This window comes from Planktothrix mougeotii LEGE 06226, assembly GCF_015207485.1.
GTDB lineage: Bacteria > Cyanobacteriota > Cyanobacteriia > Cyanobacteriales > Microcoleaceae > Planktothrix.
The window spans coordinates 22,723-44,399 of the sequence record NZ_JADEWU010000007.1; the positions used below are offsets into that span (position 1 = coordinate 22,723).

Genomic DNA, 21,677 nt, shown 5'->3' on the forward strand with positions numbered 1-21,677 from the left:
ATACAATCTAAGGTTATTATAACATTTTTTAGGACATTTTATGGCAAAATAAAGATTTACAATTCTAGTTTAATCCCCAATGCTGACTCCCCGAATTCATCCCGATACCATAGAGGACGTTAAAGAACGTGCTGATATTTATGATGTCGTATCCGAGAAAGTGGTCTTGAAACGACGGGGGAAAGATTTTGTGGGGTTGTGTCCCTTTCATGATGAAAAAACCCCTAGTTTTACCGTTAGTCCCACGAAACAAATGTTTTATTGTTTTGGATGTGGGGCGGCGGGAAATGCCCTAAAATTTATCATGGATTTAGAGAAACGTTCCTTTAGTGATGTGGTTTTAGAGTTAGCTAAACGCTATCAAATTCCGGTAAAAACCTTAGAACCTGAAAAACGTCAGGAATTACAAAGACAGATTTCTTTACGAGAACAATTATATGAGATTTTAGCGATCGCAACAAGTTTTTATCAACACGCTTTAAGACAATCAGAAGGATTACAAGCTTTAGATTATTTAAAATTAAAACGTCAGATTAAAGAAGATACGATTCAATATTTTCAGTTAGGATACGCCCCCCAAGGATGGGAAACCCTGTATGATTATCTGGTTGAACAGAAACATTTTCCCGCAGAATTAGTGGAACAAGCCGGGTTAATTGTACCGCGAAAAACTGGAAATGGCTATTATGATCGGTTTAGAGATCGGTTAATGATTCCCATTCAGGATAGTCAAGGGCGAGTGATTGGATTTGGAGGTCGAAGTTTAGGGGATGAACTTCCCAAATACTTAAATTCTCCCGAAACTGAATTATTTGATAAAGGTAAAACGTTATTTGCCTTAGATAAAGCGAAAAATGCGATTAGTAAACAGGATTTGGCGATTGTTGTTGAGGGATATTTTGATGCGATCGCTTTACATACGGCTGGAATTGAGAATGTTGTAGCTTCTTTAGGAACTGCTTTAAGTTTAAATCAAGTTCGGCAGTTAGTTCGTTATACAGAATCTAAACAAATTATTCTCAATTTTGATGCGGATGCTGCGGGAAATAAAGCCGCAGAACGTGCCATCGGAGAAATTGAAGATCTGGCTTATCAAGGCTATATTAATTTACGGATTTTAAATATTCCCTCTGGGAAAGATCCTGATGAATTTTTAATCCATAATTCTGCCGAAGATTATCAAAAATTAGTCTTAAATTCTCCCTCATGGATTGAGTGGCAAATTCAACGATTATTAATCGGAAAAAACTTGGAAACCGTTGCCCAGTCGCAACAAGTTTCAAAAGTCATGGTAGAATTATTAAGAAAAATTGACAACGGCATACAACGGACTCACTATATTCAATACTGTGCTGAACTTCTCAGTCAAGGACAATCTCGATTAGTTCCTTTATTCGCTAAAAATTTACAAACTCAAGTTAATAAACCTTATTCAGATCATGAAAAACAAAAAGTAGCTTCTGATTTACTAACTCTTAATTCTGAACGCAGTTTATTAGAAGAAGCAGAAGTTAAACTCCTGAGAATTTATTTACATTGTCCTGAATATCGACTGACCATTCAGGATGCCTTAGAAGCCAGAGATTTACAATTTAGTTTAGCCCATCATCGGTTTCTCTGGCGAGAAATTACTAAAATTGAAGAAATAGCTAAAAAAGATTTAGATCCCGTTGATTTAATTCTGGAGTTACAACAAGTTTGTTTACAAGAAAATCAACCAACAAAACAATTTTATCATCTCTTTTATTTAGATGAACATACAGAAATTGATATCCGTCGCGCCCGCTTAGTGATTCGCAGTTCCGTGGCTTCTATTGAAACAGTTATTTGTCAAAAAAGGCGAGATATGGCATTAAAATTATGGCAAGAAACAGATGTGGGAAAAGAGCAAAATTTAGCTCAAAAATATTATCAACAAATTGATGCTGAAACGAAATGGATGTGGGAATTAAAACGAATTCGGGATACTCAATTTGATGATTTGATTTCTGTTCCTTTAGGGGGAATTAATTTTAATTAAAGATTAGAGATTTTTCCTTTAAATGTGCCAATTTTTTGATTGAAACATCATATATAGCAATCGCCGCCGAGGTTGTAATATTTTATCGTAGGGGTGGTGTCCTTCCAAGCCCTCTTTGCGCCTGGGTTTTGAACGACACTACCCCTACAGAACTTTATTAAGTAGTATAAATGTAATATAGCAACCCTAAGTAACGCTAGAGAAAGTAAAATAACTAGACTCGAATTCCCCAAAATAGCGAACTATCCTAGGGAAATACAGAGGGAAAAGTTGACTGAAATATAAATAAAATGAATCTATGATAAGAACCTACTCATAAATGGCAACTATTCCTGATAAACGCCAATGAAATTGTAAAGTAGAGTGTTCACCTTGGAAAGTTTTATTATTCATTAATTTGAAAATTTCCCCTTAATTACACCCATCCGCTATCCACTATCTAATCGCAATTAAATCCGCCAATACCCCCCCTCTAATTTAAACCTTTTAAGTTGACTGAAACCCTTATTTGAGTTCAATAATTCACGGGTTTACAAGGCGGATTAACACTTTAATCGTCCCAGAAGGAGTCAATGATGTTACACAAAAGTCTGCTAATTTTAACCGTAACCCTGTTATCAATGATAACCTCTACGCCAGCGAAAGCTTCGGAGTTTATTCCGTCGAGTTTTTCTGTAGAGTCTCCCTGTCCTATTCTGAATACTACATCCCAACAACAGCTTTTACCTTCTCTGTGTCCCCAAGCTAGAGAGGAAGGTCAGGAAATCATTCAAGATACGGGTAGACCTCCACGAGATTAATATTAAAGATCAGCCCCGGCATCACTGGAACAAATTCTAATAACCCTCATCCCCCCAGTAGAGATAGGAAGTTTCAACTCAATATCTCTACTGTTTTTTGTTTCAATCTCCTAGGAGTAGGGCTTTGAACGGTATGACAACCGCAGAAACTGTAATCCTGATTGCCGATTTTGTGATAAAGTTAAAAATTGTAAAGAAATATGAGAGTCGGATGATCTCCGGGTTAACAAAAAACCCATATTGCTTACATTTATAGACATTGATAGGAACTTCCATGCAACAGAATTGGCTGCACAGATTGCTTCTCTCTCTTGCTGTATTTGCTCTAGTGCTTTCGACTTGGGCATTTGCACCCGTTGCTCATGCGTTTAATAATCCTGATTTACTTCCTAAAATTCAAACCCCCGTCATTGACCTCGCCGGAATTCTGACCGACGTTCAGGAAAACCTATTAGCAAAAGATATAGAAGAGTTTGAAACCCAAACGGGATGGAAACTCAGAGTCTTAACTCAATTTGACCAAACCCCAGGTCGCGCCGTTAAAGACTATTGGGGACTGGATGATAAAAGCGTTTTATTAGTCGCCGATGAACGGGGTGGGAATATTCTTAACTTTAGTGTCGGTCGTCAGGTTTACCCGTTTCTGTCTCGGACATTTTGGGTAGAATTACAAACGCGCTTCGGAAATCAATATTTTATTCGAGAAAATGGAGAAGACCAATCGGTACTCCAATCCATTGATACGATTCAAGGCTGTTTAGTTCAAGGTGGCTGTCGAGTGGTTCCCGGACTGCCTCAAGAACAGTGGATTTTAACCTTAATTACCTCTGCTCTGGGTGGAATCATTTGTGGTGTTGCTAGTATTCCCCGCAAACCTGGACAATTGATTGCATGGCAATGGGCGTTAATTTTCTCTCCTTTGTGGGGGATTTTATTCATTGCCTTTGGAATTGGCCCTGTTGTTTCTCGTACCCAGGAATGGCTTCCCCTTGTTCGCAATATTTCTGGCTTCCTGATTGGTTTCTTAGTGGCTTATCTCACTCCGGTGTTCAATCACTCCTCCTCCCCAGAAGCTTAAGACTGTTGACCGTTGGCGGTTGACGGTTGATTGTCAAGGTGCGCGGACGCTGGCAACGACCTTACTCCTACACTCTGTTCTCGTCACAACGCCAACAACCTGATACACTGAATAAGTTGTAATCTGGTTGTGCTAAGTCAATTTTCCTTAGCCACAGAACTGAAGAAGCTAACAATCGGCGAGTCACAATGGAATGGCATATTACCGATGCCCAGAGTTTAGGAATTATTGATGACGAAATTGGCGATCATGTATTTTCGCCAGCCGAATACGAAATTGTTCGTCGGGTGATTTATGCGACGGCGGATTTTGAATATAAAAGTTTAGTTCGTTTTTCTGACCAAGCGTTACAAGGGGGGGCGGCGGCTTTAGCGGCTCGGACAACGATTGTCGTTGATGTGCCCATGGTACAGGTGGGGATTACTCCCCGCATTCTTTCGACCTTTGCTAATCCGGTTTATTGTTCGATGGAGGCGGTAACGCGACCCCAACGGGAAAAAACCCGCTCGGCTTGGGGAATTGAAACCTTAGCAAAGCGCTATCCTGAAGCGATTTTTGTTATTGGTCAAGAACAAACAGCCCTTTCTGCCATTGTCGATTTAATTGAAGCGGATGAGATTAAACCGGCTTTAGTGATTGCGACTCCTTCAGGTTTTGTCGGGGCTGATGTCGCTAAGTCCCGTTTAAATGATTCGATGGTTCCCCATGTTCGTATTGACGGACGCAAGGGTAGTGCAGTTGTGGCGGTGGCGTTAGTTGATGCCTTAGTTGATCTGGCTTGGCAAGCCTATGGTCGAGAAGGTAATGGTAGTTAGATGGGTTTGGACTGTTGGGATAAGATAGGGGAAAATTCAAGTTCTGACTTCTAACTCCTTCCCTGTCAGTCCGATAACTTTCGAGTTTGTTATCACATTTTTGCTTTTTTGTCAAGGAGGGGTCGCTAAGGGGGGAATTGAAGTTGTGCGCGAGGTTAGTTGATTTTAGGGGATTTTTGCAGGCTTGAATTAATTTTTAACGATAGAATAGCTGTTCGGGCTGATTTTTTGGAGCTAAGATACAAGAATAACAATTTAGTCTATCTACTAAAATGCTAACATTTGCTCCAAACCTTGTCAAGTCGTCCCCTTAATAAAAATAATTCTCATTAATTTTGCTTTTATTAAGAATTGTAAACCCACGATTGTTTTGAAATTCAAAATTATTTAACTAGATATATTAGGTTAGTTAATAATTTTAGGTTAAAAAACAGCTATTTTTGGGGTCTTCATCACACCGGGCGGTTAAAACATAGTTTGAAGGTAGACTCTCCGATTTTATAAGACCAAGATGGGAGTTTGAAAACGAGCGCGTCTATGCCTTACGGCAGGCTACGCCAACAGACCTGAGATGAAAAACGACTCAGGGGTTTTAACCCCAGTGAATATTATAGTAATCTATGTTAGTATAAGGTAGGTCGAAAGCAAGAGATTTCTATGATAGTTTTAGAATACAAAGTTAAAGGCAAGATTGAGCAATACAAAGCGATTGATAAAGCCATTCGTACAACTCAGTTTGTCCGTAATAAAGCGATTAGATACTGGATGGATAATTCCAGAGAGTTGAAAATCGACAAGTTTGCCTTAAACAAATATTCCACAACTCTCAGGAAAGAATTCTCTTTTGTTGATAACCTAAATTCAATGGCAGTCCAATCCGCAGCAGAGCGGGGATGGACTGCCATTAGTCGTTTTTACGACAATTGCAAGAAAAAGGTTTCTGGCAAAAAAGGATATCCAAAATTTCAAAAAGACTGCCGTTCCGTTGAATATAAAACAACAGGATGGAAGTTACACCCAACTAAAAGGCAAGTTACCTTTACCGATAAAAACGGGATTGGTAAACTTAAATTACTGGGGAAATGGGATATCCATACCTACAATCTTAAAGACATCAAACGGGTGCGATTGATTCGTCGTGCTGACGGTTATTACGCCCAATTCTGTTTGAATATTACCATCACCGATGTTCAACCTAAAACCGGGAATGAAATTGGATTAGATGTTGGCATTGAGTCATTTTACACAGACTCCAATGGGTATCAAGAACCAAATCCTAAGTTTCTAAGAAAGACAGAACAATCCATCAAAAAATCTCAAAGACGAATTTATAAGAAAGTTAAGGGTTCATCGGGTAGACGCAAAGCTAGAAAGGTTTACGCTAAAAAACATTTAAAAGTAGAGACGCGCCATGGCGCGTCTGTACAACGGAATGAACACGCAAAACGAATTGCGCGTAACGTATGCACATCAAACGATGTAGTAGCCTACGAAGATTTAAGTGTTAGAAATCTGGTTAAAAACCACTGTTTAGCTAAATCAATTAGCGACGCTAGTTGGTATTTGTTCCGGCAATGGATAGAATATTTTGCAGCTAAATTTGATAAATTAGCAATACCAGTTGCACCCCATTTCACTTCGCAAAAATGCTCTAATTGTGGGGTGATTGTGAAAAAATCTCTATCAACTCGCACCCATGTTTGTAATTGTGGATGCGAACTACATAGAGACACAAACGCTGCAAAAAACATTCTCAATCTGGCAAAGCAAGCTAGGGATGGGCAATCCCGAAGTAACGCTACAGGAGTTGGAGTCTCTACTCTGGTTGGTGAAAACCAGAAGCGAGCAAATTCTGACGTAGAATGTAGAATCCCCGTCTCTTCAGAGCGGGGAGTGTCAATCAGTGGAGGACTTTATTTTTGAGTTTAAGAATTTCTGGAAATCGCTTAATTAAAACTTTACCAGGGGAAGAAACACGCCCCACATTAGCACGGGTAAGAGAAGCAGTTTTTAATATTTGGCAGGGTCAAATAGAAGGCTGTCGCTGGTTAGATTTATGTACGGGTAGTGGTTCAATGGGAGCCGAAGCATTAGGCCGAGGAGCATCAGTTGTGATTGGGATAGAACAACATAGAAAAGCCTGTCAAGTGATTCAAGAAAATTGGCAAAAAATTGCCGATTCTTCCCAACAGTTTCAAGTCATTCGAGGAGATATTTTAGGAAAGTTAAAAACTTTATCTGGGCAACAATTTGATTGTATTTATTTTGATCCACCCTATGATAGTAATCTTTATCAACCCACCTTAGACGCGATCGCCCAATATCAACTTCTGTCTGCGGAGGGAGAAATTGCCGTTGAGCATCATCCCCATCGTTGGCAAATTCAACCGATTACGGGGTTAGAAATTTGTCGAGAAAAAATCTATGGAAATTGTGCTTTAACGTTTTATTGTTTAAAATAATAGAATCAGGAATAAATGCCCTCTAATTGGAGTTTTTATGTCTTACGAACAAGAAAAGCAAATTGCAATTGCAGCGACATTAGCGGCTGGAAAACTATGTGAAAAAGTGCGCCGCAGTATCCCGCCTGCGATGGAGAAAAGTGATAAAAGTCCGGTGACAGTTGCTGATTATGGTTCTCAAGCCATTATTTGTAAAGCCCTAGCAGAAGTCTTTCCCAATGATCCCGTTGTCGGGGAAGAAGATGCAACGGAATTGCAAACTCCAGAAATGGCAGAAAATTTAGCAAAAATTACCCAATATGTACAGGAAATCATTCCTGATGCCACCTCAGAACAAGTTACAGATTGGATTAATAAAGGGAATGGAAAAGTTGGAAATCGCTTTTGGACATTAGATCCCATTGATGGCACAAAAGGATTTTTAAGACAAGATCAATATGCCATTGCTTTAGCTTTAATTGAAGATGGGGAAGTTAAAGTTGGGGTGATGGGATGTCCGGCTTATCCGGTGGAAAATCATGAACCGGGAGCTTTATTTGTGGCGGTGCGAGGACAAGGCGCAACGATGATAATTTGGGCAACGGGTGAAGAAATTCCGATTCAAGTTGTGCAGGCAAATGATGTAGAAAATCTTCGGTTTGTGGGCAGTGTTGAAGCCAGTCATGGAGATATTGATCGTCAGGATGCTGTAGCAAAAGCAGTAGGAATTATTGCTCCGGCGATTAAAATGGATTCTCAGGCCAAATATGGGGCGGTTGCTTCTGGAAAAGCGGCGTTATATTTGCGACTTCCTTCTCCTAAAACTCCTAATTATCGAGAGAATATTTGGGATCATGCGGCGGGAGCAATTGTTGTTGAAGAAGCGGGAGGACGAGTTAGTGATATGTTTGGTAAACCTTTAGATTTTGCCTCTAATCCGAAGATGTTAGATAATCGGGGTATTTTGGTTAGTAATGGCATTATTCATGATACGGTTTTATCGGTATTGACTCAATAAATTTCTCCGAGTTAATCAGGATTAAACCTAGGATAGAATTAAGATCGTTTTAGGGCGAGGAGATCCATCCGTGTTAACTTAACGCCAAAAAGCCCTGATTACAGCTTTGATCAGATGTCCCTAAATCCCCCTTAAAAAGCAGGGGGTTTTCATTTTACAAAATTGGCGACTCAATTTGACTCCCAAATTTTGTAAAATGAGGCAAAAAAACTGTCAGTATTGTCTTAATTTTTAAGTTCTGGGCTATATGTTTTCCAGTCAAGAAAGATAACCCATAAACTACTACTAAGAGCGGCGGCAAAGAAACACCACACTGAAATAAAAGTAGTTTGATAAAAGCTATCCGCCAAAATAAAAGAAAGAATAAGCAAAATGCCAAATCGCATTAATAACCGTTGGCTTGAGATCAAAAAGGGAAGACTGATCACTAGCAAATACAAATATTTACAAATCTCATAAAAAGAGATAAACTTAAAATCATATCTTAAATTAAGATGATACAATAAATTGCCTGAATAATTAGTAGCCAAAACTTCTTCTCGAATTACACAACTCAGAAGATAAATTCCTAAACCTAATCCGATGATTGTCAACGTTAAAATTACTTTTTGGCGAAGGGGATCTTTTTCTAATAAATACACAGAAAGCGGGCATAAAATTAACCAAAGTCCTGTAGCAAAGCCTAAAAAACCATAGGCTCCTATAGAATATAGAAGAGATGATTGATGATCCAAATTTAACCAGACCATTCCCTCCAGAAATTGCTGAGTTGCAAATAATAACGGAAAAGAAGCTAATAAAAGCTGATTTTTTGAGGTCGTTTGTGTTAGTGTCGCAATTCCTAACACCGATAAGGATAAACTGGCGGTAAAACTTGCCGTTGCTGAAAAGCACATAAAAATATTAGACTCCTAAGTTCTTAAAACCGTAGATTTTTTGAAGACATCGTTAACAAGTCTGTTGATTTCTCTGCTTTTCCTGGTGAAGTACCAATGCCAACGTTTCACTTATGGCGTGGGCTTCCTCCTTCGCGGACAAATGCCTCCCCCAAAACCAAGTTTGAGATTGGTCTTACTTCATCTCCAGAGGCTAAAACGCCACTTCCTGACGCTAAAAAATAGTCCCGCAAATTACACGCTGCATTGATATCTCGATCATGCAGCTTTCCGCATTTCGGGCATTCCCAAATTCTGATTTGTAAGGGCATAGACTTCATTTTATGCCCACAACAATTACAGGTTTTAGAACTGGGAAACCCTCGATCTACAAAAACAACAACCTTGCCTTGTTCTTGGGCTTTATACTCAGTTAATGTTTGTAACATTCCCCAAGCAGCATCCGTTATTGATTTAGCTAAACAATGGTTCTTACTCATGCCTTTAATATTCAGATCCTCAAACACGATGACTTGATTTTCGTCTACTAACTTGCGGGAAAGTTTATGATGAGAATCTGATCGACAATTAGCAATTTTATTGTGAACTTTAGCGACTTTAATCCTAGCTTTTTTCCGGTTTTGACTGCCTTTGAGTTTTCGAGAGAGGCGTTTTTGGTATTTAGCTAGTTTCCGTTCATACTTCCGATAGAATTTGGGAGGTTTAATTTTCTCCCCATCGGAAGTTACAATTAGCGAATCTAAGCCTAAATCAATACCAATTACTTTTCCCTGGGTTGAGGTTTCTGGGTATTCTCCAGCTATCTCAATTCTCAAGGAAGCAAAATACTGACCACCAGGCGTCATAGAGACGGTAATTGATTTCACTTTTCCTTTGATAGGTCGGTGAAATTTAACTTTAACTTCACCTAACTTAGGAAGTTTAATTGTTGATTGGGTTAGCTTAAATGCCTGGGGATAGGTTACGGATTGTTTACGATGTTTTGACTTAAATCTAGGATGCTTCCCGATTCCTTGAAAGTAGTTTTTAAAAGCTTTATCTAAATTCTTTAGGGATTGTTGAAGAACTTGACTTGCTACTTCAGTTAACCAAGGTTTTTCCTGTTTGAGTCCGGGTAATTGATTGGCGCATTTGACATAACTTAACCCCTGACCTGTGTTTTGATAAGTATTCTTCCACTCCGCCAAAAAGTGATTGTACACGAATCGAGCGCACCCAAACTCTTTGGAGAGTTGGATACGCTGTTCTTCTGTGGGATACAATCGGACTTTTAAAGCGGTGAACATAATAACTATGATAGACTTTCTACTAAGATAATATAATTTAACGGCGGATATGTTTCTAGCTGTGGTGAATATAAGACTTGAAAAACTCAAATCTTATATTCACCGAACAAGAGCGTCCAAACTAAGCAGAATATTATTATTTTTTAATGTCCCGCAATTCATCCAGACACCAACGATTCGATGAGTGATTTTTGTCCCTTCTTGCTCCCATTTGCGATACATTAGAGCAACAGGGCAAGTTACTATACAGCATTAAGAGGATATTGTATTCGTGGTAGCCGTGAATCAACCGATTACAGTCAATGATCAAAATCTAATTGAAAAAGCACTTTTGCTAAAAGTGAAACGACTGACTTCTGCACGAGGACAACTGGTGCTTCCTTGTGCCCCAGCTTTGCTAGAGGAATATATGAGTCAGTTTAACGCTTTGTTAATCGCATTGGGGCAGAACTTTACCTCAGATGAATTAAATGGGTTACGTCAGCTTGTAGAACGAAAACTCAATGAAGGATATCAAGCTTCACCCCATGCTCGTTTAGTGTTTAAATATGAACCCCCTAACCCCACCCACGGATTAACCAGTGGATTAAAAATCACGGTGACAACGGAAGTAGCCTCTTTAGAAAATAAATATCAACGCTGGTTAACCACCCGTGAAGGGCCGTTGTTTGGGTCACATCCCGATGCCAAATTAATGGCGGTCGTGTCCGAGTTATCCGTACACCCGCCCCGCAGTCCCATTTTAGATATTGGGGCGGGTGTAGGTCGTAATACCCTGCCTTTAGCGCGAAAAGGACATCCCGTAGATGCTGTCGAACTGACCCCAGACTTTGCTCAAATTATTGCCAAGGAAGCCAAAGAAAACAACTTACCCATTCGGGTGATTCAAAGCAATATTCTCAACCCGGCTTTAGTTTTGCCAGCTAATTATTATCGATTAGCTTTAATTGCAGAGGTGATTTCCCATTTTCGCAACTTAGAGGATGTGCAAACTCTATTAACAAAAGTTTGTGATGCAGTTGTTCCTGGGGGGTTAATTTTATTCAATACCTTTATCACCCATGACAACTATGAACCCAATAATAAAGTTCGGGAAATGGGACAAATTCAATGGTCATACTTGATTACCCGTCCTGAAATTAATCTGCTGTTAAAAAGTTTACCCCTAGAATTAATATCCGATGAGTCAGTTTATGAATATGAACGCACTCACCTCCCCCCGGAAGCTTGGCCCCCTACCAATTGGTTTGAACATTGGTCACAGGGTCGAGATATTATCCCCATCCAAAACCCGCCCATCTCTCTGCGTTGGTTACTCTGTCGGGTTAAGAAATAATTCAGCCGTTTCCGCTTCTCGATTCCCCCGTTGGCTACAATAGGGGGGATTGTTTAATCAACTTGACACCGTAGGATAGAAGATATTAGCACTCATTGGTCAGGAGTCAAACAGCCCATGTCGGAAGAATTAACCTCCTCCCTGTTTCCTGTGGACTCTCCTCCACCCACTCAACCCGCCTCTAAATTAGGATTTTTAGGGGTTTTTAAAGCATGGCCTGAATATAATAAAGGCAATCGATTTTATAAATTAGGACGCTATGAATTCGCCTTTGAACGATATGATCAAGCGGTAAATTATAAACCCGATTGGTATTCGGCTTGGTTAAGACGGGGAAATAGTCTGCGGAAATTAAAACGTTATAAAGATGCCTTAGCGTCTTATGATCGGGCGATTAAAATTAAACCAGAAGATTATTGGGCTTGGACGTTTCGGGGTATTGCTTTAGCTAAATTAGAACGATGTGAAGAAGCGGTAGCTTCCTTTGATAAAGCAATTACCATTGAACCGGAAAATTTTGAAGCTTGGTATGAACGGGGTTTAGCTTTAGAAGCATTATTACACTATAAAGCAGCGGCAGCTTCTTATAAACGAGCGATTGAAATTAAACCGAATGTTTCTTCGATTTGGTATCATCAAGCCAATGCTTTAATGAATGAAGAACGTTATAGTGATGCGGTGGCTTCTTATGATCGGGCAATTCAATTACAGCCTGCTAATTATGAAGCTTGGTTTAATCGGGGTGAAATGTTATTAAGTCAACAGAAATATGCCGATGCGATCGCATCTTATGAACAAGCAATTCAATTGCAACCCAAGAGTTATCAAGCCTGGTTTAATCGAGGAATTGCTTTACAAAAATTACGGCGATATGCAGAAGCGATTACCTCCTATGATACAGTGATTCAACTGCAACCCCAGGATTATGAAGTTTGGTTTTATAAAGGCATGGCGTTGCTGCATCATCAACACCATCAAGCGGCTTTAAATTGTTTAAATCAAGCCTTACAAATTAATCCTGATGCGGCTGCGATTTGGATTAGTCGCGCTCAAGCCTTATTAGATTTAAAACAATATCAAGCCGCGATCGCATCCTTTGATAAAGCAACCCAATTAAACTCTAATTTTCCTGAAGCTTGGTTAGGTCGAGGCAAAACCCTGTGTGAACTCGGACAATATCAAGAAGCGATTATTGCCTATGATAATGCCTTGCAAATTCAACCGGATTTTCTGGATGCTTGGAATTGTCGAGGAGAAGCGTTAGAAAAATTAGATCGGTTTGAAGAAGCGTTAATTGTCTACGATAAAGTGGTACAAATGACCACAGAAGATACCGCCTTAGCAACAAAAGCGGGATTACAACGGGGGGAAGCGTTAGAAAAATTAGAACGCTATGATGAGGCGATTATTGCTTATAAAAAAGTGATTCGGGTACAACCCGATAATTTTGAAGTCTGGGTACATTTAGGAAAAACTTTAGAAAAGGTTGAAAAGTATTTAGAAGCCGCAGAAGCCTTTCAGCAAGCGGTGAAAATTTGGCCCGATTCCTATTCTACTTGCTTACAATGGGGATTAGCCTTAGAATCAGCCCAACGCTATCAAGATGCGTTAACTGTTTATGACAAAATTATTCAACGAAAACCCGACTATTATCAAGCTTGGATTCGTCGAGGAATGACCTTTGAACAAATGAATTGTTATCAAGATGCAAATCGTTCCTATGGTGTCGCCTTGGAAATGCAACCTAATTCTGCTGAAGCTGTTATCCATCGAAATCGCGTGAATTTTAAGTTAAAAAATAATCAGAATCAAGAGTGATAGGAGGGGATTATTTGTTCTGCATTAAAACTCTATATCCTAGATACTGATAACGCTTATTTTATCAGGGTTTTACTATTTTCCCATTTTCTATTTAAAAATTAATAATGAGCAAAATATTCCGCCCAAAATACCCCTATCATGTTCCTATTTATTCAATAGTAGATGCTGCCCGATATCTTAATATACCAGTATCGACTTTAAGAACTTGGATCAAAGGACGCTCTTACCCAACAAAAACAGGACACAAAGACTTTAGACCCCTGATCCAACGTCCAGATCCCAACTATTCTCAACTCTCCTTTACTAACCTAGTAGAAGCTCACGTCTTGAGAGTTATTCGTACCGTGCATAATATTCCCCTTGATAAAGTCAGACTTGCTCTTGACTATATCAGTGAACAATTTAAAACAGAACATCCCTTAGTCCTGAAAAAATTTAGCAGCGATGGAGTTGACCTTTTTATCGAACAAGTAGAACATTTAATTAATGCGTCTCGTTCTGGACAATTAGCCATGAAACAAGTCTTAAACCATCTTCTTACCCGTATAGAATGGGATGAGGAAAATATTGCTGCTAGACTCTTCCCTTTTATTGAAGCTTATGGGGAAGACTCGCCCGAAAAAATAATAACGATTGACCCTAATATCTCCTTTGGGAAACCTACGATTTCCAAAACAGGAGTTCCTACAAAAATTGTAACTGAACTTTACGATGCAGGGGACTCCCTAGAAGAAATTGCCTTCGATTATAACTGTACTCCTTTACAGATAAAAGCAGCAATTTTATTCGAGTCCAAATTGCGGGTAGCATGACCTATCATTACACCTATTTTATAGATCGGGCGTTAGGAAAATCTCTCGGTGATGCCTTACAATCATTAGGGGTTAAAATTGAATTTCATCATGACCATTTTCCTCCTGATTCTCCTGATACAGAATGGCTACCTATTGTTAGTCAACAGGGGTGGGTGGTACTAACGAAAGATGATAACATCAGTAGAAATATTTTAGAAGTTGAACAAATTGCCCATTCTCAGGCACGAGTTTTTATTCTGGTATCAGGTAATCTTTCTCGTCAAGATGTAATTAATATTTTTGTTAATGCAATTGATAAAATAGAGAAAATAACTCAAGGAAATCAAGCTCCTTTTATTGCCAAAATTTATCGACCTGCTAAAGTTTCCATGTGGCTAAATCGAGTCCAACTACGAAAACACATCTGAACAAAAGCAGTACAATCTTTTTACAAGATATTTATCAATTGTTTCTTCGTAGAGACGCTGCTTACAACGTCCCTACAATCACCTCACCCACCTTGCTCATCATATTAATTGATCACGGATACCGGAAAGGAAATTCCTAACCGTTGAATAAAGCGATCCAGATGAAAATATTTTTTCATCAGTTGATTCACTGATTCCACTTTAATCGGTTCATGAAGGCGAACTTGACCAAACGCGCGATCAATAATTTCTACCGTTGCTAATGTATCGAGATCAACCGATAAAACCGGAACTTCTAAATCTTCAGCCCGACTTAATACCATCGGTGCGGGGGGAAGTTGACCCGTGAGGATTAAACAGTGGGTAGATTTTTCCAACGCTGCTAATTGAATATCAGTGCGATCGCCTCCGGTGACAACCGCCATATTGCTAGATTTATCAAAATACTTCATAGCCGAACTGACATTCATCGCCCCGACACTGAGACTTTCGACCATCAAATCTAAGCGCTCCTTACAGCAAAGTACCTGCGCCTTCAACTGTTTGACTAATTCTTTAACGGTTACACTGCGTAAAATAGGATTTCTCGGTATCACCCCAAAAACCGGAATTCCCTGCGCTTCCAAAAACGGCTGCATTTCAGTGGTTGTAATTTCTAGTTCTTCCGGGGGAACATCATTAATAACAATTCCTAATAAGCGATCGCCTAAACGTTGTTGAGCTAAGAGCAAATCATCCACAGCCAGGTGAGAATGTAAACGAGCGACCAACAGAACGCCAGTATCCAATTGCTCGGCCATTTGAGGTACAGATAAATCAAATAACAGTCCCTCTTGCAAGGTTCTTGGCCCTTCAAGAAAAATTAAATCCGCCGAGGATTTTTGTCGATAGGCCATGAGGGCTTGACTATAGTTAGCTTGATCTTCACCCAGCAAACGCCGATGAATGGTTGTTTCATCCAAAGTCAAAATAGGGAATCGCAGTTGCTCCCCAGACAATTTTAACGTTTGAGCCACGAACTGAAGGTCAGCATCGTTCTTTTCATCTCCATCACTCCAATCGGTGGCTAAAGGTTTACCATAAGCAATGTCTAAGCCTTTACCCTGAAACAGATGAGCCATACCCAAGGCAATTGTCGATTTCCCGGTGTAAGGCTCTGTTGACCCGATTAATATATACTTGACAGATTCAGCCACGCAATTTACTCCTCAATTTAATCTCATTAAATTCAACAAATGATGACATTTTCCTTTAGCGGTCTAAACTCTTCAAATCCTAGAGTAAGGAGCCTTTGTAAAGGAAATGGAGATAGTTGAACAATAGCTTTTCTATTGTAGGGTGAATCCTTAACCCCATTCCTTAAACTTTGGGGTTAATGATCCAAATGCAAGAGCCGTTTGTAGAACTCTTGAGAAAAATCAATTGTCCGAGTCCGACTAAAATTTTGCAAAACTTCAATTAAATACTTAATAAACTCATGGTTGGACAGGATCACCTCATAACTGAGATCGGCATTCCCATCAAACTGAACCCGACAACGGGTTAAATCCGCAGGTAAAGAAGAGACATTCCAAGTTGCTACAAAAGGAATACCATCTCCGCCATCAATATTACGAGCGCCTTCTAAACTTTTTTCTTTATAAAGGCTAATCGAATAAGGTAAATATTTACGTTTTTTTTCATCATAGTAGGGAATATAAACTACATATTCCCGTTTCTCGGCGACTTTGAGTTGAGTTAAAGCCACAGTGGGATCAGTCATAGAATTTCACCTTCGGTGCAAAATGCGGGTCAACTAAGTTGGAGAGTCACTGCTGCGACTCCTCTGGAAAACCGTGCTTGAAAGTTTCCCCTCACACGGCTCCTTAATTATATAATTTAATGCGATCGTAGGTTTTTTAAGAAAGTCTCTACAAATGCAAAGGATCAATATCAATGGTAATATAAACAGAACTGGAATTAAACTCAGAGAATTTAGGTAAAATAATAGAAGATTCTTGAGACGTTTTAATTAAAATTTGCCAGCGATAACGATTGGCTACCCGAAGAATAGGAGCCGGAGCAGGGCCTAATAATTCAAAATCAGTATTGAGATTATTTTCTAATAAAAATTCTGCTAATTTTTTGGCAGTTTCTTCAACATCTTGCTGATTAAAACTACTTAACCGTAATAAAATTAAACGACCGAATGGCGGATAATTTAACTCCTGTCGCTGTTGTAATTCTGTGGCGACAAAGGATTCATAATCATGACGTTGTACCGCTTGAATAACAGGATGTTCGGGGGTGTAGGTTTGTAAAATCACTCGCCCTGGATCATTCCCTCTTCCTGCTCGTCCTGCGACTTGGACTAAGGTTTGAAAGGCGCGTTCACTAGCCCGATAATCTGATAAATGTAATAACCCATCGGCGGATACAATTCCGACTAAACTCACAGAGGCTAAATCTAACCCTTTGGTTAACATTTGGGTTCCCACTAATAGATCGGCTTCTCCATTCGCAAATTGAGTTAATAGGGTACGATGGGCGTTTTTTCGAGAGGTGGTATCACTATCAAATCGAATACATTTGAACTCAGGAAATAGGCGGTTTAATTCTTCTGTTACCCGTTGAGTTCCACTGCCAAAATGTTTAAAATAGGGAGAGTCACAATCAGGACAACGTTGGGGATATAGTTGACTATAATTACAATAATGACATCTTAACAGTTGGGCCGCATCGGGATGTTCATGATGATACGCTAAGGATACATCACAATGGGGACATTCCATCACATAACCACAACTGCGACAGGAAACAAAGGTACTATGTCCTCGACGATGGATAAATAATATTCCTTGTTGACGAGTTTCTTTGAGTTGGTGTAGGGCGGTTTGTAAATCATAACTAAAAATAGATCGATTTCCTTGACGCAATTCTTGGCGCATATCGACAATTTTAATGGGGGGAAGGGGTCGCGCTTGAATACGTTCAGGAAGGGATAAATAAAACCGATTTTGTTGGGTTTTATGTTTAATTTCTAACCAACTTTCTAAGGATGGAGTTGCTGATCCTAATATTAAAGGACAATTTTCTAATTCCGCCCGCCATTGGGCTACTTTTCGAGCATGATAACAGGGAGAGGGTTGATCTTGTTTGAAACTACTATCATGTTCTTCGTCTAAAATAATTAATCCTAATTTCGGTAAAGGTGCGAATATTGCTGAACGAGTTCCGATGATAATTTGGGGTAAACCGAGGGTCATATTACGCCAGGTATCATAACGTTCTCCATCGGAAAGAGCACTATGATAGACGAAGACTTGATCGCCAAACCGGGCACGAAATCGGTCGGTTAATTGGGGGGTTAAGCCAATTTCAGGAACTAAGACTAAAGCAGATTTCCCTTGAGTTAGAATAGGTGCGATCGCTTGTAAATAAACTTCGGTTTTTCCTGACCCTGTAACCCCGTGTAATAAAACTTGAGCATAACCGGATAAAGAGTTAATGGTTTGTAAAGATTCCGTTTGATATTGATTTAAAACTTTAGGCTGATCGGGAGTTTGAAAAATACCCTGTTCTTGACGTAAAAACTCTCGGTTAGCAATAATAATACACCCTTTTTCTCTTAATCTTTGTAAAGTAGAGGCATCTGTATTACATATTTTCAATAAATGAGTGACCCAAATTTCTCCACCTTGTTCTTTAATCACTTTAATAATATGGCGTTGAAGGGGTGTTAAATCTACAGGAATAAAACCTTCAACGACAGTTGCAGCCAGTTGTAGTTTTGGACGAACTATATCAGGTGGCTCTAAATAACTTTTTACCCAACCCCTTTGTAATAAATCTTTTAATCCTTGCTCGGCGTTTCTAACTTTTGATTTTAAATATTTCCAACTATAGTTACCTGTCGCAGAAGATTGTAAAATTTTTAAAAGATGTAATGCTGAACTTTTGAGAAATAGTTGCGGTTCCCTAGGAATTGAATCTAAATTACTTAGACAAATTCTTCGTTTACTTTTGGCTAATAATCCACAAGGAAAAGCGACACGAACTACTTTAAATAGAGAAGTTTGATAATAATTTGCAACCTGTTGTAATAGTTGCCAATAAGTTGAAGGAAAGAATTCTTTACAAAGAATATCATCAATATCTTTAACGCGATCAGAAGACAAATAATTAGGAAGTTGAGATATGTAACGAATAACAATTACCCCCAACTGTTGAGAGTTAAAAGAGACACTTACTATATCTCCAGGTTGGACATCCAAATGGCTAGGAACACGATAAATATAAAGTTTTTCTTCTTGTATATCTACCGCCAATTCTTTTTCGTAATTTTCTCTAAGATCAACTTGTTGTTTTTCCTCTTGATTTTCTGCTTTTTCTTGATTAAATTTAGAGTTTTTAATTGGAATATCTACCAATACTTCAACAAATCGTTCTGAACCCAAAACAGAATTACCGGAATTATCTTGAGAGTAAGATGCACCCGGTTCAGCAACAATAAACTTAGATTGATCACAAATCAAAGAAGACATCAGCAGTTTTTGTTGAGTAGTAACAAGGAGAAAGGCGACGGGTGACGGATACCGAATACCGGACACCGACACCGCTTAAATTAAGGATTACCCAATAAATCGACGATGGCTTGTCGTTCAGAAGAATCTGAATTAAACACTTGACGGGTATCTGTAATTAACCAATCGAGCGCCGCCGCTTGGACATCAATGGAAGCACCGAGTTTATCTACACAATAGCGCCCAAACACCAATTTATCGACTAAACGTACTCCTGGGCCTAAACGAGAATATTCAAAAATCACGCTATTGTCTACATAAGCATCGCTACAAATCCAGCAGTTAGGGCCGATCATCGTCGGGCCAATAATCGTTGCTCCGTCTTCAATACGAGTCATCCCTCCAATATAAACCGGGCCTTGGATATTGACTTGATCCCAGTTGACAGCCACATTTAACCCGGTATAGATCCCCGGATGCACCTGATGACCGGGAATCGAGACGTTTTTAATATATCCTAATAACACACTGCGAATCGCTTGCCAATAGTCGGGCACTTTCCCAATATCCACCCATTCAAAATCCATTGAAATGCCATAAAAAGGAGCACCAATTTCGACTAAATGGGGAAACAATTCACTACCAATATCATACTCACACCCCGATGGAATATATTTAAAAATCTCTGGTTCAAAAATATAAATCCCCGTATTAATATCTGTGCTGAGAGCTTCTTCTACGGAAGGTTTTTCTTGAAAAGCTTTAACACGACCCGTGTTGTCCGTAACAACAACCCCATAACTAGAGACTTGATCTTTCGGAACAGATTTCATAACAATGGTGGCAATAGAACCTTTTTCTCGATGCCACCTTACTGCTTCTGCTAAGTCTAAATCAATTAACGCATCCCCACATAACACCACAAAAGTATCATCAAAAAAGGGATTAAAATCTTGAATTCGTTTCATCCCTCCGGCTGAACCCAAGGCTTGTCCGATTAAATTTCCCTCCTCAATTCTTCCTTCAAAAGAATAGGAAATTTGCACCCCAAACCGTTGACCATCTCGAAAATAGTTTTCAATTTCATCGGCTAAGTGGCTAACATTGACCATAATTTGGTCAAACCCGTGCATTCGCAGTAATTCCACCAAAAATTCCATTACTGGTTTTTGCAGAATCGGAATTAAAGGTTTAGGGATCGTATAAGTAATGGGACGGATACGAGTTCCTTTTCCAGCGGCCAAAATCATGGCTTTCATGTTCACTTCCTCAACCCTAAGCTATGTTTAAAGTTATCAAATGAGATGCAACTCATGGATCAAAATCAGTTGGCTTTTTGTTTACACAACACTGTCCTAGAAGCATGACTTCACATTACAATCTGATCTAGGAAATCCTGATCAATTAATAGCCTATCAAGGTTTATTAGGATTGATCCGAGAGATTCCTGAAAAGTTGTCGTTAAAAGAATTTAAGAGTTTGGTGATAGCTCAGTCAGAGAGCGAATTTTAAGGTCTTGATAAAATTCCTCTTGGACTAGCTCGACTTTAGATTGAGCCGATAATAATAATAAGGCCCAAAATACCCCCACCCGATCATGATTTGGGCTTAAGTGAACCGGGTTTTCTTCCGAAGCTGGGGGGGGTTGGGGTGGCTTCGTCTGTAACCACAGGGTTAATAGCTGGTCAAGCTCGAACCATTCCTGACTCTGTTGTGATCCTTCCCGATTCAAGAGTCGTTCCACTTGCGCCGCCATTTCCACTAAGTTTTCCTGGTGGGCCAACTCAGCGATCGCCTTTGCGGTTGTTGATCTGGTTTTGGCGGTACTGGGACGGGGACGGGGGCGAGCTTTTTGGGCGGCGATGGTGGCGGCCATCAGTTGCAACTGTTCAATCAGTTCTGACAACGTGACTCGCCGTTTTTGGGGAATTTTAGCAACAGCCCGTCGTCGCAGTTGTCGTTCAAGTTGTTGGGGCCGTTGAATGCCATTGCCTTCCTCTTCTGGTTCTAGGAACTCTTCTGCTTCGGGTAAGGTTCCATTCGGGTCTATTTCCGTTGCCATCAAACTATCTGCCTTCAGCAAGACGAGCATAGAGGCATACAAAAAGGCTTGGCCCGACTGGGACAACTCGGTAAAATTATTGCTAGAGGTTGATTCCTCTGGGGGTGTCAGTTTACTGAGATAACGATCAATGACATCAATCACCTGAACATCCCAAGGATCAATTTCTCCCCTCTGCGCCAAGTCAATTAGGAGTGCAATTCCCTCGGATAGAGCCGTTAAGGCATCTTGAGGGGTGGCAACGGCCAGGGGAAAGTTAGAGAGCGGATCAGGACTCGAAAGGATAGAATCGCCTGAAATCACTGAAGGTACAAAACTCAGTAGTTCACTTAATGTCTACCTATTGTAAACCAAAACTTTCGTTTTTAGGGCTTTTTGTA

The 21,677-nt window shown here is 39.7% G+C and carries 18 protein-coding genes; 11 read left to right on the plus strand and 7 right to left on the minus strand.

The window, feature by feature from the left end; genetic code table 11:
• Positions 1-79: 79 nt before the first annotated feature.
• The 7 genes from dnaG to IQ236_RS05040 all read left to right on the plus strand — a co-directional run bounded on the left by dnaG (position 80) and on the right by IQ236_RS05040 (position 8,172).
• Positions 80-2,020, plus strand: coding sequence for a DNA primase (dnaG, locus tag IQ236_RS05010; RefSeq protein WP_193868249.1), 1,941 nt, complete (start codon positions 80-82; stop codon positions 2,018-2,020).
• A 572-nt stretch (positions 2,021-2,592) separates the two neighbouring features.
• Positions 2,593-2,820 (plus strand): hypothetical protein, encoded by a 228-nt coding sequence (locus IQ236_RS05015; RefSeq protein WP_190515979.1) that lies wholly within the window; start codon positions 2,593-2,595, stop codon positions 2,818-2,820.
• Positions 2,821-3,094: 274 nt separating this feature from the next.
• Positions 3,095-3,898 (plus strand): TPM domain-containing protein, encoded by an 804-nt coding sequence (locus IQ236_RS05020; protein WP_193868250.1) that lies wholly within the window; start codon positions 3,095-3,097, stop codon positions 3,896-3,898.
• A 188-nt stretch (positions 3,899-4,086) separates the two neighbouring features.
• On the plus strand, positions 4,087-4,713 hold the full coding sequence (locus IQ236_RS05025; protein ID WP_190515983.1) for a precorrin-8X methylmutase: 627 nt from the start codon (positions 4,087-4,089) through the stop codon (positions 4,711-4,713).
• A 657-nt stretch (positions 4,714-5,370) separates the two neighbouring features.
• Complete coding sequence (locus tag IQ236_RS05030) at positions 5,371-6,636, plus strand: RNA-guided endonuclease InsQ/TnpB family protein (protein ID WP_193868251.1); 1,266 nt, start codon at positions 5,371-5,373, stop codon at positions 6,634-6,636.
• Positions 6,633-7,175: a 16S rRNA (guanine(966)-N(2))-methyltransferase RsmD gene (rsmD, locus tag IQ236_RS05035; RefSeq protein ID WP_193868252.1), complete on the plus strand. Its 543-nt coding sequence runs from the start codon at positions 6,633-6,635 to the stop codon at positions 7,173-7,175. Before IQ236_RS05030 ends, rsmD begins: the two co-directional genes overlap by 4 nt.
• 37 nt (positions 7,176-7,212) lie before the next feature.
• Positions 7,213-8,172, plus strand: a complete 960-nt coding sequence (locus IQ236_RS05040; protein ID WP_193868253.1) for a 3'(2'),5'-bisphosphate nucleotidase — start codon at positions 7,213-7,215, stop codon at positions 8,170-8,172.
• Between the two features lie 224 nt (positions 8,173-8,396).
• Here IQ236_RS05040 and IQ236_RS05045 read toward each other — a convergent pair whose 3' ends face one another.
• Complete coding sequence (locus tag IQ236_RS05045; protein WP_193868254.1) at positions 8,397-9,068, minus strand: DUF6629 family protein; 672 nt, start codon at positions 9,066-9,068, stop codon at positions 8,397-8,399.
• Positions 9,069-9,175: 107 nt separating this feature from the next.
• The gene (gene tnpB, locus IQ236_RS05050; RefSeq protein WP_228041426.1) at positions 9,176-10,354 is read right to left on the minus strand and encodes an IS200/IS605 family element RNA-guided endonuclease TnpB; all 1,179 of its coding nucleotides are present in this window, start codon (positions 10,352-10,354) and stop codon (positions 9,176-9,178) included.
• A 271-nt stretch (positions 10,355-10,625) separates the two neighbouring features.
• Between tnpB and IQ236_RS05055 the strand changes: the two genes are divergently transcribed.
• The 4 genes from IQ236_RS05055 (at position 10,626) to IQ236_RS05070 (ending at position 14,733) form a co-directional block, all read left to right on the plus strand.
• Positions 10,626-11,690 (plus strand): class I SAM-dependent methyltransferase, encoded by a 1,065-nt coding sequence (locus IQ236_RS05055; RefSeq protein ID WP_193868255.1) that lies wholly within the window; start codon positions 10,626-10,628, stop codon positions 11,688-11,690.
• Between the two features lie 117 nt (positions 11,691-11,807).
• On the plus strand, positions 11,808-13,508 hold the full coding sequence (locus tag IQ236_RS05060) for a tetratricopeptide repeat protein (protein WP_193868256.1): 1,701 nt from the start codon (positions 11,808-11,810) through the stop codon (positions 13,506-13,508).
• Between the two features lie 107 nt (positions 13,509-13,615).
• Positions 13,616-14,323 (plus strand): DUF433 domain-containing protein, encoded by a 708-nt coding sequence (locus IQ236_RS05065; RefSeq protein WP_193868257.1) that lies wholly within the window; start codon positions 13,616-13,618, stop codon positions 14,321-14,323.
• Positions 14,320-14,733, plus strand: coding sequence for a PIN-like domain-containing protein (locus IQ236_RS05070; RefSeq protein WP_193868258.1), 414 nt, complete (start codon positions 14,320-14,322; stop codon positions 14,731-14,733). Before IQ236_RS05065 ends, IQ236_RS05070 begins: the two co-directional genes overlap by 4 nt.
• 104 nt (positions 14,734-14,837) lie before the next feature.
• Here IQ236_RS05070 and IQ236_RS05075 read toward each other — a convergent pair whose 3' ends face one another.
• The 5 genes from IQ236_RS05075 to IQ236_RS05095 form a co-directional block, all read right to left on the minus strand.
• A complete protein-coding gene (locus IQ236_RS05075) occupies positions 14,838-15,929 on the minus strand; it encodes a phosphotransacetylase family protein (protein ID WP_193868259.1) in 1,092 nt (363 codons plus the stop codon).
• A gap of 176 nt (positions 15,930-16,105) precedes the next feature.
• On the minus strand, positions 16,106-16,495 hold the full coding sequence (gene ebsA / locus IQ236_RS05080; protein WP_190515995.1) for a type IV pilus biogenesis protein EbsA: 390 nt from the start codon (positions 16,493-16,495) through the stop codon (positions 16,106-16,108).
• Between the two features lie 148 nt (positions 16,496-16,643).
• Positions 16,644-19,256, minus strand: a complete 2,613-nt coding sequence (gene priA / locus IQ236_RS05085; protein WP_193868260.1) for a primosomal protein N' — start codon at positions 19,254-19,256, stop codon at positions 16,644-16,646.
• A gap of 80 nt (positions 19,257-19,336) precedes the next feature.
• Complete coding sequence (locus tag IQ236_RS05090; RefSeq protein ID WP_193868261.1) at positions 19,337-20,494, minus strand: sugar phosphate nucleotidyltransferase; 1,158 nt, start codon at positions 20,492-20,494, stop codon at positions 19,337-19,339.
• Between the two features lie 212 nt (positions 20,495-20,706).
• A complete protein-coding gene (locus IQ236_RS05095) occupies positions 20,707-21,546 on the minus strand; it encodes a segregation/condensation protein A (protein WP_193868338.1) in 840 nt (279 codons plus the stop codon).
• Positions 21,547-21,677: the final 131 nt, after the last annotated feature.

What these genes read in the sequence shown, in the direction of transcription:
- IQ236_RS05065 (WP_193868257.1), top strand. Translation starts at nt 13,616, where the DNA reads ATGAGCAAAATATTCCGCCCAAAATACCCCTATCATGTTCCTATTTAT.
- IQ236_RS05020 (WP_193868250.1), top strand. Translation starts at nt 3,095, where the DNA reads ATGCAACAGAATTGGCTGCACAGATTGCTTCTCTCTCTTGCTGTATTT.
- IQ236_RS05040 (WP_193868253.1), top strand. Translation starts at nt 7,213, where the DNA reads ATGTCTTACGAACAAGAAAAGCAAATTGCAATTGCAGCGACATTAGCG.
- IQ236_RS05045 (WP_193868254.1), bottom strand. Translation starts at nt 9,068, where the DNA reads ATGTGCTTTTCAGCAACGGCAAGTTTTACCGCCAGTTTATCCTTATCG.
- dnaG (WP_193868249.1), top strand. Translation starts at nt 80, where the DNA reads ATGCTGACTCCCCGAATTCATCCCGATACCATAGAGGACGTTAAAGAA.
- IQ236_RS05060 (WP_193868256.1), top strand. Translation starts at nt 11,808, where the DNA reads ATGTCGGAAGAATTAACCTCCTCCCTGTTTCCTGTGGACTCTCCTCCA.
- ebsA (WP_190515995.1), bottom strand. Translation starts at nt 16,495, where the DNA reads ATGACTGATCCCACTGTGGCTTTAACTCAACTCAAAGTCGCCGAGAAA.
- IQ236_RS05030 (WP_193868251.1), top strand. Translation starts at nt 5,371, where the DNA reads ATGATAGTTTTAGAATACAAAGTTAAAGGCAAGATTGAGCAATACAAA.
- IQ236_RS05090 (WP_193868261.1), bottom strand. Translation starts at nt 20,494, where the DNA reads ATGAAAGCCATGATTTTGGCCGCTGGAAAAGGAACTCGTATCCGTCCC.
- IQ236_RS05025 (WP_190515983.1), top strand. Translation starts at nt 4,087, where the DNA reads ATGGAATGGCATATTACCGATGCCCAGAGTTTAGGAATTATTGATGAC.
- tnpB (WP_228041426.1), bottom strand. Translation starts at nt 10,354, where the DNA reads ATGTTCACCGCTTTAAAAGTCCGATTGTATCCCACAGAAGAACAGCGT.
- priA (WP_193868260.1), bottom strand. Translation starts at nt 19,256, where the DNA reads ATGTCTTCTTTGATTTGTGATCAATCTAAGTTTATTGTTGCTGAACCG.
- IQ236_RS05015 (WP_190515979.1), top strand. Translation starts at nt 2,593, where the DNA reads ATGATGTTACACAAAAGTCTGCTAATTTTAACCGTAACCCTGTTATCA.
- IQ236_RS05070 (WP_193868258.1), top strand. Translation starts at nt 14,320, where the DNA reads ATGACCTATCATTACACCTATTTTATAGATCGGGCGTTAGGAAAATCT.